The following is a 14,282-nucleotide window of genomic DNA, read 5'->3' as shown; positions in this document are numbered from 1 at the left end:
CAGCGAAATACTCGGCGGAGCGGCTCGTCGAGAAATCCGCCGCCCGCTTTCCTGATCGACAGCACTGGCTTATTTTTTCGGCCACTGATTTATATGGTCCTGCGCGGCAGTCTCCGCATCGGTGTCTGGTTCGAGCAAAGGAGCCGCCAGTCATGCGTTTTTCCCGTCGAGCGACTGCCGCGACGGCGGCATGGGTCATCCCGGTGCTCGCCTTGGCCGCATGCGGTCCTTCAGGGGGATCCGACGGGGCGGACGGCGCCTCGGGGAAGGTCGAGGGGCAGGTCACGTTCCAGACCTGGAACCTCAAGGCCAATTTCAAGGACTACTTCGAGGGCGTCATCGCGGATTTCGAGCAGGAGTATCCGGACACCAGGGTGAAGTGGGTGGATCAGCCGGCCGAGGGTTACCCGCAGAAGTTGAGCGCGGATGCGGCGGGCGGGACGCTGCCGGACGTCGTCAATGTATCGCCGGATCTCGCCTATCCGCTGGCCAAGGCGGGGGTGGCGCTCGACCTGGAAAAGGCGGCGGGAAAGTACCGCGAGGAGTACCTCCCCGGCGCGTGGAAGAGTCATGAGATGCCGGGGCTGCCGGGGGTCTATGCCTTTCCGTGGTATCTGAACACCGGGCCGATGTTCTACAACAAGGACCTCTTCAAGAGGGCCGGACTCGACCCGGAGAAGCCCCCGACCACCTACGACCAGCTCTTCAAGGACGCGGTCGCGATGGCGAAGAGGAGCGGGCGGAAGATGGCGATGCTCGCCAGTACGCCGTCGATCGAGGACTTCGGACGGTACGGCGTACGGCTGATGAACGCCCGCGGCACGGAGTTCACGTTCAACGAGCCCAAGGGCGTGGAGCTGCTGCGGCACTACAAGGAGCTGTATGCGTCCGGGGCGCTGGACTCGCAGGCGCTGACCGCGCAGGCGGAGTCGTCGGGGCGGAAGTTCCAGCAGCAGTCGGTGGCGATGAATCCGGGCAGCGCGCTCGATCTGGAGAACTTCAAGAAGGAGGCACCGGGCCTCTACCGGCACATCGGTATCACCGACGCGGTCAACAACACCGGTAAGGCCAATATGTACGTCCAGGGCCTGATGGTGAACGCGCAGAGCGAAGTCAAGCCGGCGGCGGTCGCGTTCGCGCACTTCGTCACCGACAGGAAGAACCAGATGGCCTTCGCCAAGAAGGTGACCATCTTCCCGAGCACCAAGGGCTCGCTGGACGACCCGTACTTCACCAAGGAGGACGGCACCGACGCGACCCGGGTACGGGTGGCGTCGGCCAAGTCGCTGAAGACCGCGGTGAATTACACCCCGGTGCTGCTCAGCGACCAGATGAAGACCGTGCTGCGCAACGCGGTCGCCAAGGCCGTGCAAGGCAGGCAGTCACCCGAGGCGGCGCTGGACGGCGCGGTCGCCGAGTGCAACCGCCTGCTGAAGACCGGCTGAGGCCGGACGGCCCATGAAGACGCACAAGCCGGCCAGTCCCTGGCTGTTCCTCGGTCCCGGGCTGCTGATCGTGGCCGCGTTCGGCCTCTACCCGTTCCTCAGCACGGTGGCGCACTCCTTCACCGATGCCCGCACGCTCACCGCGGGCCGGTTCGTCGGTGGTGCCAACTACCAGGAGCTGATCCATGACGCGATGTTCTGGACGGGGCTGCGCAACAGCCTGCTGTACGTCCTGGGGGTCGTCCCGCTGCTGGTGATCCTGCCGCTGCTGCTGGCCATGCTGGTGCAGCGGCAGATACCCGGGATCACGTTCTTCCGCGCCGCGTTCTACACGCCGGTGGTCGCCTCCGTGGTCGTGGTCGGTCTGATCTGGGTGTGGCTGCTGGACGACCGGGGGCTGATCAACGCCCTTCTGGAGGGCCTGGGCTTCGGCAGGGCGGGCTTCCTCAGCGACCCCTGGCTGCTGCTGCTCAGCGCGATGGCGGTCACCGTCTGGAAGGGCCTCGGCTACTACATGATCATTTATCTGGCGGCGCTGGCGAACGTTCCACCGGAGCTGCACGAGGCGTGCGCGGTCGACGGCGCGGGGGCGGTGCGCCGCTTCGTGACCGTCACGGTGCCCGCGGTGCGCGGCACGATGGTGCTGGTGGCCGCCCTGTCCGCGGTGGGCGCCTTCAAGGTGTTCTCCGAGGTCTATCTCATGGCCGGTCCGACCGGCGGCCCCGGCGGGGAGGACACCACCTTGGTGATGCTCGTCCAGCAGGCCGGGACCGGTCTCAGCGGCCGGGTCGGCTATGCCTCCGCGCTGTCCGTGGTGGTGTTCGTGATCACTCTCGGGCTGATGCTGCTGGTGCTGCGCGCCGGCCGCAAGGAGGAGGCGTGAACGCCGCGGGGGCCGTCGCGCCACGGCGGCGGCGCGACGGGCGGCGGCAGCGGCGCGACGGTCGGCGGCGGCTGCCGTGGTGGCGGTTGCCGCTCCGCTACCTCCTGCTGCTCGCCGTGCTGGCACTGACCGTCGGGCCGTTCCTGTGGCAGCTGTCCACGTCCCTCAAGGGGCCGGGCGAGGACATCTACCGCTATCCGCCCAGCCTGATCCCCCAGGACGCCACACTGGCCAACTACGCCGGCGTCGCAGAGATCATCCCGGTCTGGGACTTCGCCCTGAACTCCCTGAAGGTCGCCACCGCCAATGTGGTCACCAACTGCGCGGGGGCAGCGCTCGCCGGCTACACACTGGCCCGGATGCGCTTTCGGGGCCGCGGGGCCGCACTGGTCGTCTTCATCATGGCGATGCTGGTGCCGGTCGAGAGCATCATGATCGCCCAGTTCGTGACGATGCGGGAACTGCAGCTCAACAACACCCTGCTCGGTGTGGTGCTGCCCGGCTGCATCGGGGCGATGAACGTGCTGCTGATGCGGAACGCCTTCGCGCATCTGCCGTACGAGGTCGAGGAGGCGGCGTTCGTCGACGGGGCCAACGCCTGGCAGCGGTTCGTACGGATCGCGCTGCCGTCGGTCAGGGGCACCCTCGCGGTCGTGGCGATCTTCTCGTTCATGGGCGCCTGGGACGACTTCCTGTGGCCGCTGATCGTGCTCAGCGACCAGTCGAAGTTCACCCTGACCATCGGACTGAACTTTCTGCACGGCACCTTCGCGGACAACCAGCGGCTGGTCGCGGCCGGCACCGTCATCGCCGTCGTCCCGCTGATCGTGCTGTTCGCCTGTCTGCAGCGCTACTTCTTCCGCGGCGTCGGCGAGGGCGCCGTCAAGGGCTGACCCGCCCCGGCCCGCCCGATTCCCGCCCGTACCGACAGGAGTCCCATGCGATTCGGCGCCAACTACACCCCCACCCAGGGCTGGTTCCACCACTGGCTCGACTTCGACCTGGACGCCGTGCGCGCCGACCTCGACTCGATCGCCGCCCTCGGCCTGGACCACATCCGGGTCTTCCCGCTCTGGCCGCTCTTCCAGCCCAACCGCACCCTGATCCGGCCGCGGGCCGTGGAGCAGCTGGTGCAGCTGGCGGACGCCGCGGCCGAACGCGGCCTCGACGTCAACGTCGACGGGCTGCAGGGCCATCTGTCGAGCTTCGACTTCCTTCCCGCCTGGACGCAGACCTGGCACCGCCGGAACATCTTCACCGACCCGGAGGTGCTGGCGGGCCAGGAGGAGTATCTGCGGACGCTGGCGGCGGCGCTCGCCGACCGGCCGAACTTCCTCGGGATGACGCTCGGCAACGAGATCAACCAGTTCTCGGACGGTCCGCACCCGGACCCGGACCGGATCACCGACGAGCAGGCCGACGCCTGGCTGCGGCGGATGCTCGCGGCGTGCGAGCGCGGTGCGCCGGGCCGGATGCATCTGCACGCCGAGTACGACAACGTCTGGTACCGCGACGGCCACCCCTTCACGCCCGCGCAGGCCGCCCGGCTCGGCGCCGTCACGGCCGTGCACTCCTGGGTGTTCAACGGCACCGCACAGCGGCACGGGCCGACCGGCACCGCCACCGAGCAGCACGCCGCGTACCTCATCGAGCTGTCCAAGGCCTGGGCCGAGGACCCGCACCGCCCGGTGTGGCTCCAGGAGGTCGGCGCCCCCGCCCCGCACATCCCCGAGGAGGGCGCGGCGCGCTTCACCGGGGCCACCGTCGCGGCCGCGCTGGACTGCCCGGACCTGTGGGGCGTCACCTGGTGGTGCTCGCACGATGTGGCGCGCTCGCTCGCCGACTTCCCCGAGCTGGAGTACGGGCTGGGCCTGCTGCGCAACGACCGTACGGTCAAGCCGGTGGGCCGGGCGATCGCGGCGCTGGTCGAGGCGTACCGGGGCCGGGCGCACCGGCCGCCGGTGCGCAGCACCGCACTGGTCGTCGACACCGGCGGTGTGAAGGCGGCGCCGCGGCGTTCGGTGTGCGCGCCCGGTGGCCCGGTCTTCGAGGCCTGGGCGGAGCTGGCCGCCCAGGGGGCCCGGCCGGCTCTCGTACTGGCCGAACTCGCCACCGACACCGCACATCTGACGTCCCGTGGGATCACCGAGGTCTGCACACCCGACGAGGTCGGCCCCGCGCGCCGCCCGTCGCCGTCCGTCCCCCACCGGAGGAGCACCTCATGAACCGTCAACCGTCGCATCTGCCCCGCCGCCGGGTACTGCTGGCCGGGGCCGGTGCCGCGGCCGCGCTGCTCGGGCCGTCCCTCGGGGGCGGCTCGGCGCTGGCCGCCGGCCGCCCCGGGGCCCGTGCCGCGGACTCCTTGCAGCCATACGCGTCGTACTGGTTCCCCGACTCGCTGCCGTCGGGCACACCCGGGGACGGCATCACCTGGCGGAGCCTTGCGGACTGGCGGCCCGAGACCGACCGGGACCTGGCGTTCAACACGGCGACGGTGCCATTGGCCGAGCGCTTCACCCCGGTCCCGGCGAACACCACGGCGCGCACGGGCCAGGCCCGGATCAGCGCGCTGGCGGCCTTCGACCACACCGCGGGCAACCCGTCACAGGGCTCGGCGACGGCCGACTACTACGCACCGACCCACTGGGCGTACCTCGACGAGCTGGTCTTCTGGGGCGGCTCCTCCGGCGAGGGCCTGATCCTCGCCCCGAACGCCCCGGTCGTCGACGCCGCGCACCGCAACGGCGTCCCCGTCCTCGGCACCGTCTTCCTCCCGCCGGTCGCCTACGGCGGGCAGCTGCGCTGGACCCGCGACCTGGTGCGCAGGGACGCCTCCGGGCGCTTCCCGCTCGCCGCCAAACTGGTGCAGGTCGCGACGGTGTACGGCTTCGACGGCTGGTTCATCAACGCCGAGACCGAGGGCGGCGATGCCGCGCTGGCCGCCGACATGCAGGCGTTCCTGCGCGCGCTGCGGGCCGCGGGCGCCCCGCACGGTCTGCGGATCACCTGGTACGACGCGATGAACACGACCGGGCAGGTCGGCTGGCAGGGCGCGCTCAACGAGCTGAACCGGCCGTTCTTCCAGGACGCGGCGGGACCGGTCGCCGATGCGCTGTTCGTCGACTTCCGCTGGAGCGCGGGGCGGCTGGCGGAGTCGGGGCGCCTGGCGGACCGGCTGGGCCGCAGCCGCTATGAGTTGTGGGCCGGGGTCGACGTGGAGTCGGCGGGCTGGGACACCCGCACCGACTGGGACGCGATCGTCCCCGCCGGGCGCGACCATGTCGTGTCGTACGGCTTCTACCGGCCCGAGTGGACGCTCTCCCACCTGCCCGCGGGGCGTACGCCGGGCCAGTTCCACGCCGCGGACGACCGGTTCTGGTCCGGTGCGGGCCTGGATCCGACCAGGCCCGGCGGCAAGGGCGGCGGCTGGCGGGCACCGGCCACCGCGGTCGCCGACCGTGCGACGCTCGGCGCGCTGCCGTTCGCCAGCACCTTCAACACCGGGCACGGCCTGCGCTGGTACGAGGACGGCGCGATCACGTCCGACACGCCCTGGAACCATCTCGGGCTGCAGGACCGGCTGCCGCCCAGACGCTGGGCGGTATGGACCAAGGGCCGGCGCCCGGACGTGTCGCTGGACTTCGCCGACGCCTGGCGCGGCGGCAGCAGTCTGCTGGTGCGCGGCGCCCTGGACGCGCCGGCCACGCTGGAGCTGTTCGGTGCCCGGCTGCCGACCGGCGTCGGGACGGTCCTCGATCTCACCCATCGCCTCGATCCGTCGTCGGGCCCGGTGGCCGTCGAGGTCGCGATCGCCTTACGGGAAGCGCCGGCGCCGGGCCGGCCCGCCCCGTACCGGTACCTGCCGGCGGGCACCCTGGAGCCGGGCGGCGGCTGGCGCACCGACTCGGTGCGGCTCGGCCCGCTCGGCACCGGCCCGGTCCACGCCCTGGGCGTGCGGCTGACCGGCCGCGGCGGCGCGCCGGTGGCCTGGCGGCTGGGGGCACTGGCGGTCCATGACGCGGTCACCGCCCCGGCCCCGCCCACCGGACTGGAGGTCACCGACACCGCCACCGTCGACGGGGCGACCTCGCTGCGGCTGCGCTGGCGGCGGGCCGCCGGTCCGGTGCGCCACTACGAGCTGCACCGCCGGCTCCCGGACGGCACGCGCCGGTTCCTCGGCGGCACCTGCGGCACGGCCTTCCACCTACCGGGGCTGCGGCGCGCGCAGGGCGAGCCGGCCGCCCGGCTCCAGGTGCGCGCCGTGCAGGAACTGTTCACCGTCTCGGAGCCTGCCGAGGTCGAACTCCCCTGGTAGGGACGGAAGTTGGGGGCCGTCTCTGCCTCCCGTACCCCTCGACGCTACGGAGTCATCGCCATGCATGACGATCGCGCACTGATCGAAGCCCGTCTCCAGCGGGTCCTGGACGAGCGCATTCGGCCCGCGCTGTATCCGGAATCGGTTCCCCTGGAGGTCTCGGCGTGGGTCGCGCCGGGCGAGCCGGTACCGGTGGCGGAGGGCCTGGCCGCCGCGCACACGCCGGTGGCGGTGGGCGATGCCTGGGGCGCGCCCTGGGGCACGACCTGGTTCAAGGTGGTCGGCGAGGTGCCCGCGCGGTGGGCGGGCCGCACCGTGGAGGCCGTGCTCGACCTGGGATTCGACGAGCGGATGCCGGGCTTCCAGTGCGAGGCGCTGGTCCATCTGCCCGACGGCACTCCGGTCAAGGCGGTCAATCCGCGCAACCAGTGGGTGCGGGTGGGCGCGCCGGTCCGTGGCGGCGAGCGTGTCGAGTGGCATCTGGAGGCCGCGTCCAACCCCGTCATCCTCGATGTCCACCCCTTCCGGCCGACCCCGTTGGGCGACCGGGAGACCGCGGGCAGCGAGCCGCAGTACCGGCTGGCGCGGATGGATCTGGCGGTGTTCGACACCGAGGTGTGGGAGCTGATCCTGGACCTGGAGGTGCTGGGCGAGCTGATGGTGGAGCTCCCGGTGGACGGTCCGCGGCGCTGGGAGGTGCTGCGGGCGGTCGGCCGGGCGCTGGACGCGGTGGACCTGCAGCGGGTCAACGCGACGGCGGGGGCGGCGCGTGCGGAGCTGAGCGCGGTGCTGGCGGCGCCCGCGGGGGCGTCGGCGCACCGGATCAGCGCGGTGGGGCATGCGCACATCGATTCGGCGTGGTTGTGGCCGCTGCGCGAGACCGTGCGGAAGGTGGCGCGTACGACGTCGAACATGACGGCGCTGCTGGAGGACGAGCCGGAGTTCGTCTACGCCATGTCGCAGGCGCAGCAGTACGCCTGGATCAAGGAGCACCGGCCCGAGGTCTACGCCAAGGTCAAGAAGGCGGTCGCGGAGGGGCGGTTCGTACCGGCGGGCGGGATGTGGGTGGAGTCGGACACCAACATGCCGGGGTCGGAGGCGATGGCCCGTCAGTTCGTGCACGGCAAGCGGTTCTTCCTGGAGGAGTTCGGCGTCGAGAACGACGAGGCGTGGCTGCCGGACACCTTCGGTTTCGCCGCGGGGCTGCCGCAGATCATCAAGGCGGCGGGGTCGAAGTGGCTGCTGACGCAGAAGATCTCCTGGAGTCAGGTCAACGCCTTTCCGCACCACACCTTCCGCTGGGAGGGCATCGACGGCACCCGGATCTTCACCCACTTCCCGCCGGTGGACACCTACAACTGCCAGATGGCGGGCAGCGAAATCGCCCATGCGGCGCGGAACTTCAAGGACAAGGGGGTGGCCCGGCACTCGCTGGCGCCGACCGGCTGGGGCGACGGCGGCGGGGGCACCACCCGCGAGATGATCGCCAAGGCCCGCCGGCTGCGCGACCTGGACGGTTCGGCGACGGTGGAGTGGGAACGGCCGGCGGACTTCTTCGCGAAGGCGGAGGCGGAGTATCCGCATGCCCCGGTGTGGGTGGGCGAGCTGTATCTGGAGCTGCATCGCGCGACCCTCACCAGCCAGGCCAGGACCAAGCGCGGCAACCGGCGCAGCGAGCAGCTGCTCCGGGAGGCCGAACTCTGGTCGGCCACCGCCGCCGTGCTGGCCGGGCACCCCTACCCCTACGCCGAGCTGGACCGGATCTGGAAGACGGTGCTGCTCCATCAGTTCCATGACATCCTGCCCGGCTCCTCCATCGCCTGGGTGCATCGCGAGGCGGAGCGGACGTATGCGTCGGTCGCCGCCGAGCTGGAGGGGATCATCGCCGCCGCGCTGGCGGCGCTGGCCGGCGACGGCGGCGGGGAGCTGGTGGCCAACTCCGCGCCGCACGCCCGCGGCGGGGTCGCGGCCGGTGCGGTGGCGCCCGCGGTGGCCGAGGGGCCGGAGGTGTCCGCCGCGGCCCGTGACGACGGCGGGTTCACGCTCGCCAACGGCCTGCTGCGGATCGAGATCGACGGCCGCGGCCTGGTGGTCTCCGCGTACGACCGGCGGGCCGACCGTGAGGCGGTGGCTCCGGGCGCGGCGGCGAACCTGCTGCAGATCCACCCGGACTTCCCCAACATGTGGGATGCCTGGGACGTGGATGCGTTCTACCGCAATGTCGTCACCGATCTGACGGACGCCGACGAGGTCGTGCTCGGCGAGGTCTCCGGGGACGCGGCTACGGTGCGGGTGACCCGTACCTTCGGCGACTCACGGGTGGTGCAGTCGCTGACGCTGATGCGCGGGCAGCGGCGCCTGGACATCGACACCGAGGTCGACTGGCACGAGACCGAGAAGTTCCTCAAGGCCGCGTTCCCGCTGGACCTGCACGCCGAGCGCTACGCCGCGGAGACCCAGTTCGGGCACCTCTACCGGCCCACGCACACCAACACCAGCTGGGAGGCGGCCAAGTTCGAGGCGTGCGCGCACCGGTTCGTGCATCTGGAGGAGCCGGGCTGGGGCGTCGCGCTGGTCAACGACGCGACCTACGGCCATGACGTCACCCGTACCGTCCGGGACGACGGCGACCTGGGCACGACCACGACCGTGCGGCTCTCCCTGCTGCGCGCCCCGCGCTTCCCCGACCCCGAGACCGACCAGGGCGTGCACCGCTTCCGCTATGCGCTGGTGCCCGGCGCCGCCATCGGCGACGCGGTGCGCGAGGGACACCGCATCAACCTGCCCGAGCGCCGGATCACCGGCGCGGAGCCGGTGCCGCCGCTGATCACGGTCGGCAACGACGCGACGGTGGTCACCGCGGTCAAGCTCGCCGACGACGCGAGCGGCGATGTGATCGTGCGCCTCCACGAGGCGCACGGCGGGCGGGCGGTCACGTCGGTGACGGCCGGCTTCGAGGTGGCCGGCGCCGTCACCACCGATCTGCTGGAACGGCCGACCGACGACGGCCCGGCGATCGAGCGGGACGGCGGCACGGTACGGATGCGGCTCCGCCCGTTCCAGATCGTGACCCTGCGGCTGCGCCGGGCGGGGGACCGCTGAGGGGCGACGTGCCGATCGGGCGGTGGGCGGGCCCGGGGCGGATGTCAGGGCCTGGGCCGGCCCGAGCGCGACCGGGCGTCGCGGCAGGTGTCGCGCCGCAGCTCGGCGCGCCGCTCGCGCCCGGCGCCGCGCCCGGCCCGTCGCCCGCGGCCGGGCAAGGGGCCCGGGCCCAGCTCCAGGCCGTACGGCTCCTGGCCCGGATCGCGGCTCGGATCCAGGCCCAGCATGTCCATCAGCAACGTCAGATCGTTCGCGTCCCGCGCGCGGCCGGCCAGCGCCTTCCTGGCAAGCCGTCTCTCCTCGTCACCCGGCACGGCGCGCGGCACGGTGTGGTCGGCACTGCGGTGTTCATCGCTCACCGCTGCATTCTCGGCCGGACCGCGACGCGGTGCCCGTCGAGCGGGCCGAGCCGAATCCGCCGAGGGGGCAGTACGCCGAACGGGTGAGCCGGGGTCGGGGCCCGCGCGACGAGGGGGCCGACGAGGGAACCCCGGCCATCGGTTTTCCCTCTTTATGAGCACTTGTACTTGATCACCCCGTCGCGGAGTCACCGTTGAAACATCGCTATGCCGTCGCGCTCACGGCCACCCTCGTCGCCAGCTGCGCGCTGCTCACCGGCTGCTCGGACACCGGAAACCCGGTCGACTTCAACGCCGGCTCCAAGGACGGGGGCGGCGCGCGGGTCAAGCCCGTGGACGCCGACACCCTGCTGCCCACCGGACCCAAGAGCGACTTCCGGATCACCCGCACGCTGGATGACGGCACCCATATAGCGCGCACGACGCTCAAGGGCGCGAAATCGGGCGTCACCGGCAGCGTCTGGGTCTGGGCCCCGAAGGAGTATCAGGACCCGAAGTACGCCAAGAGCGGCTTTCCGGTGCTGATAGCCCTGCCGGGCGGTCTGGGCAGCCCGAAGGAGCAGGGCGGTGTCACCAACTACTGGGTCGGCGGCGACATCGCGCTGCAGGAGAACATCACGAAGTGGACCGCGGAGGGCAAGAGCCTGCCGTTCATCGTGGTGATGCCGATGCTCAACCCGGACACCCAGTACCACGACGGCAGCGACATCCCCGGGCAGCAGAAGATGGGGACCTGGCTGACCGAGGACGTCGTCAACCTCACGAAGGCCAATTTCCGTACGTACAAGTCGCGCGACGGCTGGGCCTTCATGGGCTCGTCCTCGGGTGGTTTCGCGGGGCTGAAGTCCGTACTGAAGTACCCGGAGAAGTTCAAGGCGGCGATCGCCAGCGGCCCGGACATCGTGCCGGATTCGCCCCTGTGGGCGGGGCACCAGGCGGAGAAGGACGCCAACAACCCGGAGAAGCTCGCCCAGCGCCTCCTGCAGAAGGGCGGCCCGGACGTCTACCTCGCCTTCCAGGCCGGCAGCAGGGAGTCCGCCACCGTCCCCGCCTCGATAGAGAAGTTCCGCCGGACCTACGGCAAGGGTCCGATACATACCTCGATGCAGCTCATACCCGGCGGCCGGCACAACGCCTGGGACTACCAGAAGGGCATGGCGGACGGCTCGATCAAGTTCATCAGCGACCAGCTGAAGGGGCCGGTGGCGAGCGGCTCCTGAAGAGGGACGGCGGCCGGGGGCGGGGGGGGCGGCGCCCCCGGTGCGCGGATGCAGATCGCCTGGTGGAGGGCGATGCTGGAGTCGTGGGGGGACCGTGGTGAGGAGGACGACTCATGTCCATGCTGGACAAGATCAAGCACATGCTGAAGGGCCACGAATCCCAGACGGACAAGGGCATCGACAAGGCCGGCGACATGGTCGACGACAAGACCCGGGGCAAGTACACGGGGCAGGTCGACACCGGCCAGGACAAGCTCAGGGACGAGTTCGGCGGCGGGCAGGGCAGGGAGCGGCCGCCACAGGGCTGAACCGGCGGTTGTCGCGCGGGCGACCCGGGGCCGCCGCCTCGCCCGTACGCTGTACGGATGATCTCCGCATCGTCCGTCCGGCTCACGTCCGATGTCCTGATGCGCCCGGCGGTGTCCGAGGACGCCGCCGGCCTCGCCCGTTCCTACCTGCGGAGCCGTGATCATCTGCGCCCCTGGGAGCCGGACCGGGACGAGGCCTTCTTCACCCCCGCCGGACAGGCGGAGCGGCTGCGGGAGATGCTCGCGGAGCGCGGTGCCGGGCGGTCGATGCCCTGGGTGCTGGTCCGGGAGCCGGACGGGGGCGCGGCCGAGCCGGACATCGTCGGCACGATCACCCTCTCCGGCATCGTGCGGGGCCCGTTCCACAGCGGCAACGTCGGCTACTGGATCGACGCGGGCCAGGTGGGCCGCGGGCTCGCCTCCGCCGCGCTGCGGGCGGTCTGCGCCGCCGCCGACACGGAGCTGGGGCTGCACCGGCTGCAGGCCGGGACCCTCGTCCACAACGCCGCCTCACAGCGGGTGCTGACCAAGTGCGGCTTCACCCTGTTCGGCACCGCCGAGGACTATCTGCACATCAACGGGGCCTGGCGCGACCACCGGCTCTTCCAGAAGATCCTCAACGGCCGCCGCCCCTGAGGGCCGGTGGCGCACCGTGCACGGCGGCGCCCGCCCCCGGGGGTCCGGGAGCGGGCGCCGGTGCCGTTGCGGCCGCGCTCACGCCAGCCGGATCTTCTCCGCCTGGGGTCCCTTCTGTCCCTGGGTGACCTCGAAGGTCACCTTCTGGCCCTCCTGCAGCTCACGGAAGCCGGTGGCGTCAATGTTGGAGTAGTGCGCGAAGACGTCGGCACCGCCGCCGTCCTGTGCGATGAAGCCGAAGCCCTTCTCCGAGTTGAACCACTTCACCGTGCCGGAAGCCATGTACGTCTCCTTCGTTCAATGGGCTTGCGTCGGTTTCCGCGCGTACCGCGGAAACCGGAGGTGATCGCCTTGGCCCGGACACGCACCGCACAGCAGGAACGCCCGTGAATGCGACACGGGCGCCCGGTACTTCGGAACCACGACAGCTGATCAGGACGCTACACCGAGCGACGCCCGGCGGGCGGTACAACCGTTGCTGACGCGTCGCCCATCACCGGGCAAGGCCAGCGGACGTCCCCCGTACCCCTGACACATCGGACTGATGTGCGACGACCGGTGGTGCGGAAGCAGCCTCAGTCCGACTCCCCCTCCCCGGCTTCGCGCGGCGCGCGCCGACGCCACCACAGCGCCGATCCGAGCCCGGCGACGGCCACGGCGCCGACGCCTCCGGCGGCCGACACCAGCCACCGGTGGCGCACCTCGGCATCGGATGCGGCCTGCGCCGCGACCGCCGCCTTGTGCGGTGCGGCGGGCGGCTGCGGCCGGTGGACGACGTGCTCCGGCCCCTCCTGCCGCTCCCCCGGCGCCATCGTGGGCAGCATGCCGACGGCCGCGGCCCGCGGAGCCGCCTCGAAGCCCCAGTCCAGCAGGGCGCGGGTCTCCTCGTAGACGGCGTTGCGGCCGCCGGACCGCGGGTGCATGACGGTGACCAGCAGCCGGCGACCGTCCCGCTCGGCGGCGGCGATCAGGGTGTTGCCGGCGTGCGACGTATAGCCGTTCTTCACCCCGATCAGGCCGTCGTACGGGCGGACGCCGTGCGAGCCGACCAGCAGCCGGTTGGTGTTCTGCATCTCGGACGCGTCCGGGGCGCCCTCGGGGACCTCGGCCCACTTCGTCGAGGCGAAGTGGGCGAAGTCGGGGTTGGTCAGGCCGGCCTGTCCGAAGAGCGACAGGTCGTACGCCGACGAGTACTGGCCCGGCGTGTCGAAGCCGTCCGCGGACTCCACCCTGGTGTCGCGTGCGCCCAGGCGGCGCGCCATCTCCTGCATGTCGTCGATGGTCTTGTCCCAGCCGCCGTTCATTCCGGCCAGGGTGTGCACCGCGTCGCTGCCCGAGCGCAGGAACACGCCGTACCACAGGTCCGCGACGCGGTACGGCACCTCCTGCCGCAGGCCCGCGAGCGAGCTGCCCGCCTCGATGCCGGTCAGGTCGGCGGCGGAGACGGTGTGCACCTCCCGCTGGGAGAACCTCGGCAGCACGGTCAGCGCGAAGAGGGCCTTGAGCGTGCTGGCGGGCGGCAGCGGCCGGTGGGCGTTCTCGGCCGCCAGGATGCTGCCGCTCGCCAGGTCCGTCACCATCCACGACAGCGCGGAGACCTTGGGCGGCGCGGGCACCTCCGGCCGGGGCAGGAACTGCAGGCCGCGGCGGTCCAGCCGGCTCCCGGGGGCACCCGGCCCGGCGGCGTACGCGCCGGCCCGCAGGTCGTCGACGCCGTGCGGGCCGTCGGCGCGCGCCGGCCCGGTCGCGGCCAGCAGGCTCGCGGCACAAACCGACAGCGCGGTCACGATTCTGACGGGGACCCACCTCACGCTCGACATGAGGCCACGCTAAGAACGCCCCTGGCCGCGCGCCGGTTGGCGTACTCCATCCGATGCCCGGCCACCGTGCGCCGTGGGGCGCCCGGGCGGCCCCCGCGCGCCCCCGCCCCACCCCGCCCCGGGGGGGGTTGCAAATCACGTTTTACCCCGCGGGGGGGGGGGCGAAACGGGTCCGGTTGTGGGGGGAGCAGGGG

At 71.8% G+C, this 14,282-nt stretch carries 12 protein-coding genes; 9 read left to right on the top strand and 3 right to left on the bottom strand.

The features are described from left to right. The first annotated feature begins 152 nt into the window (after positions 1–152). Genes ACFWZH_RS25480 through ACFWZH_RS25455 form a run of 6 tightly spaced genes read left to right on the top strand, consistent with a single transcriptional unit; the run spans position 153 to position 9,745 of the window. Positions 153–1,445, top strand: a complete 1,293-nt coding sequence (locus ACFWZH_RS25480; protein WP_384435549.1) for an ABC transporter substrate-binding protein — start codon at positions 153–155, stop codon at positions 1,443–1,445. Positions 1,446–1,458: 13 nt separating this feature from the next. Next, positions 1,459–2,328 carry a carbohydrate ABC transporter permease gene (locus tag ACFWZH_RS25475; RefSeq protein WP_384435546.1) on the top strand — a complete coding sequence of 290 codons (870 nt, stop codon included), beginning with the start codon at positions 1,459–1,461 and terminating at the stop codon, positions 2,326–2,328. Beyond that, on the top strand, positions 2,325–3,221 hold the full coding sequence (locus ACFWZH_RS25470) for a carbohydrate ABC transporter permease (RefSeq protein WP_384435543.1): 897 nt from the start codon (positions 2,325–2,327) through the stop codon (positions 3,219–3,221). Before ACFWZH_RS25475 ends, ACFWZH_RS25470 begins: the two co-directional genes overlap by 4 nt. A gap of 45 nt (positions 3,222–3,266) precedes the next feature. After that, positions 3,267–4,553, top strand: coding sequence for a glycosyl hydrolase (locus tag ACFWZH_RS25465; RefSeq protein WP_384435541.1), 1,287 nt, complete (start codon positions 3,267–3,269; stop codon positions 4,551–4,553). Next, complete coding sequence (locus tag ACFWZH_RS25460; RefSeq protein ID WP_384435538.1) at positions 4,550–6,643, top strand: endo-beta-N-acetylglucosaminidase; 2,094 nt, start codon at positions 4,550–4,552, stop codon at positions 6,641–6,643. The genes ACFWZH_RS25465 and ACFWZH_RS25460 overlap by 4 nt, the downstream gene beginning before the upstream one ends. Positions 6,644–6,703: 60 nt before the next feature. Then, positions 6,704–9,745, top strand: a complete 3,042-nt coding sequence (locus ACFWZH_RS25455; RefSeq protein WP_384435535.1) for an alpha-mannosidase — start codon at positions 6,704–6,706, stop codon at positions 9,743–9,745. A gap of 44 nt (positions 9,746–9,789) precedes the next feature. Here the strand turns inward: ACFWZH_RS25455 and ACFWZH_RS25450 are convergent, their stop codons facing one another. Next, the gene (locus ACFWZH_RS25450) at positions 9,790–10,104 is read right to left on the bottom strand and encodes a hypothetical protein (RefSeq protein ID WP_384435532.1); all 315 of its coding nucleotides are present in this window, start codon (positions 10,102–10,104) and stop codon (positions 9,790–9,792) included. 194 nt (positions 10,105–10,298) lie between these two features. Here ACFWZH_RS25450 and ACFWZH_RS25445 point away from each other — a divergent pair, with 194 nt between their 5' ends. The 3 genes from ACFWZH_RS25445 to ACFWZH_RS25435 all read left to right on the top strand — a co-directional run bounded on the left by ACFWZH_RS25445 (position 10,299) and on the right by ACFWZH_RS25435 (position 12,268). Beyond that, complete coding sequence (locus ACFWZH_RS25445) at positions 10,299–11,324, top strand: alpha/beta hydrolase (protein WP_384435530.1); 1,026 nt, start codon at positions 10,299–10,301, stop codon at positions 11,322–11,324. Positions 11,325–11,437: 113 nt separating this feature from the next. Then, a complete protein-coding gene (locus tag ACFWZH_RS25440; RefSeq protein ID WP_384435527.1) occupies positions 11,438–11,632 on the top strand; it encodes an antitoxin in 195 nt (64 codons plus the stop codon). 57 nt (positions 11,633–11,689) lie between these two features. Beyond that, positions 11,690–12,268 carry a GNAT family N-acetyltransferase gene (locus tag ACFWZH_RS25435; protein ID WP_384435524.1) on the top strand — a complete coding sequence of 193 codons (579 nt, stop codon included), beginning with the start codon at positions 11,690–11,692 and terminating at the stop codon, positions 12,266–12,268. Positions 12,269–12,346: 78 nt separating this feature from the next. Here the strand turns inward: ACFWZH_RS25435 and ACFWZH_RS25430 are convergent, their stop codons facing one another. Both ACFWZH_RS25430 and ACFWZH_RS25425 read right to left on the bottom strand, forming a co-directional pair. After that, on the bottom strand, positions 12,347–12,550 hold the full coding sequence (locus ACFWZH_RS25430) for a cold-shock protein (RefSeq protein ID WP_085922226.1): 204 nt from the start codon (positions 12,548–12,550) through the stop codon (positions 12,347–12,349). A gap of 293 nt (positions 12,551–12,843) precedes the next feature. Further along, positions 12,844–14,088, bottom strand: a complete 1,245-nt coding sequence (locus tag ACFWZH_RS25425; RefSeq protein WP_384435520.1) for a D-alanyl-D-alanine carboxypeptidase family protein — start codon at positions 14,086–14,088, stop codon at positions 12,844–12,846. Positions 14,089–14,282 lie beyond the last annotated feature (194 nt).

Source organism: Streptomyces sp. NPDC059008, from assembly GCF_042749045.1.
Lineage (GTDB): Bacteria > Actinomycetota > Actinomycetes > Streptomycetales > Streptomycetaceae > Streptomyces.
Note: the sequence above shows the minus strand (reverse complement) of the source record. Positions and strands in the feature narration are given on the sequence as shown.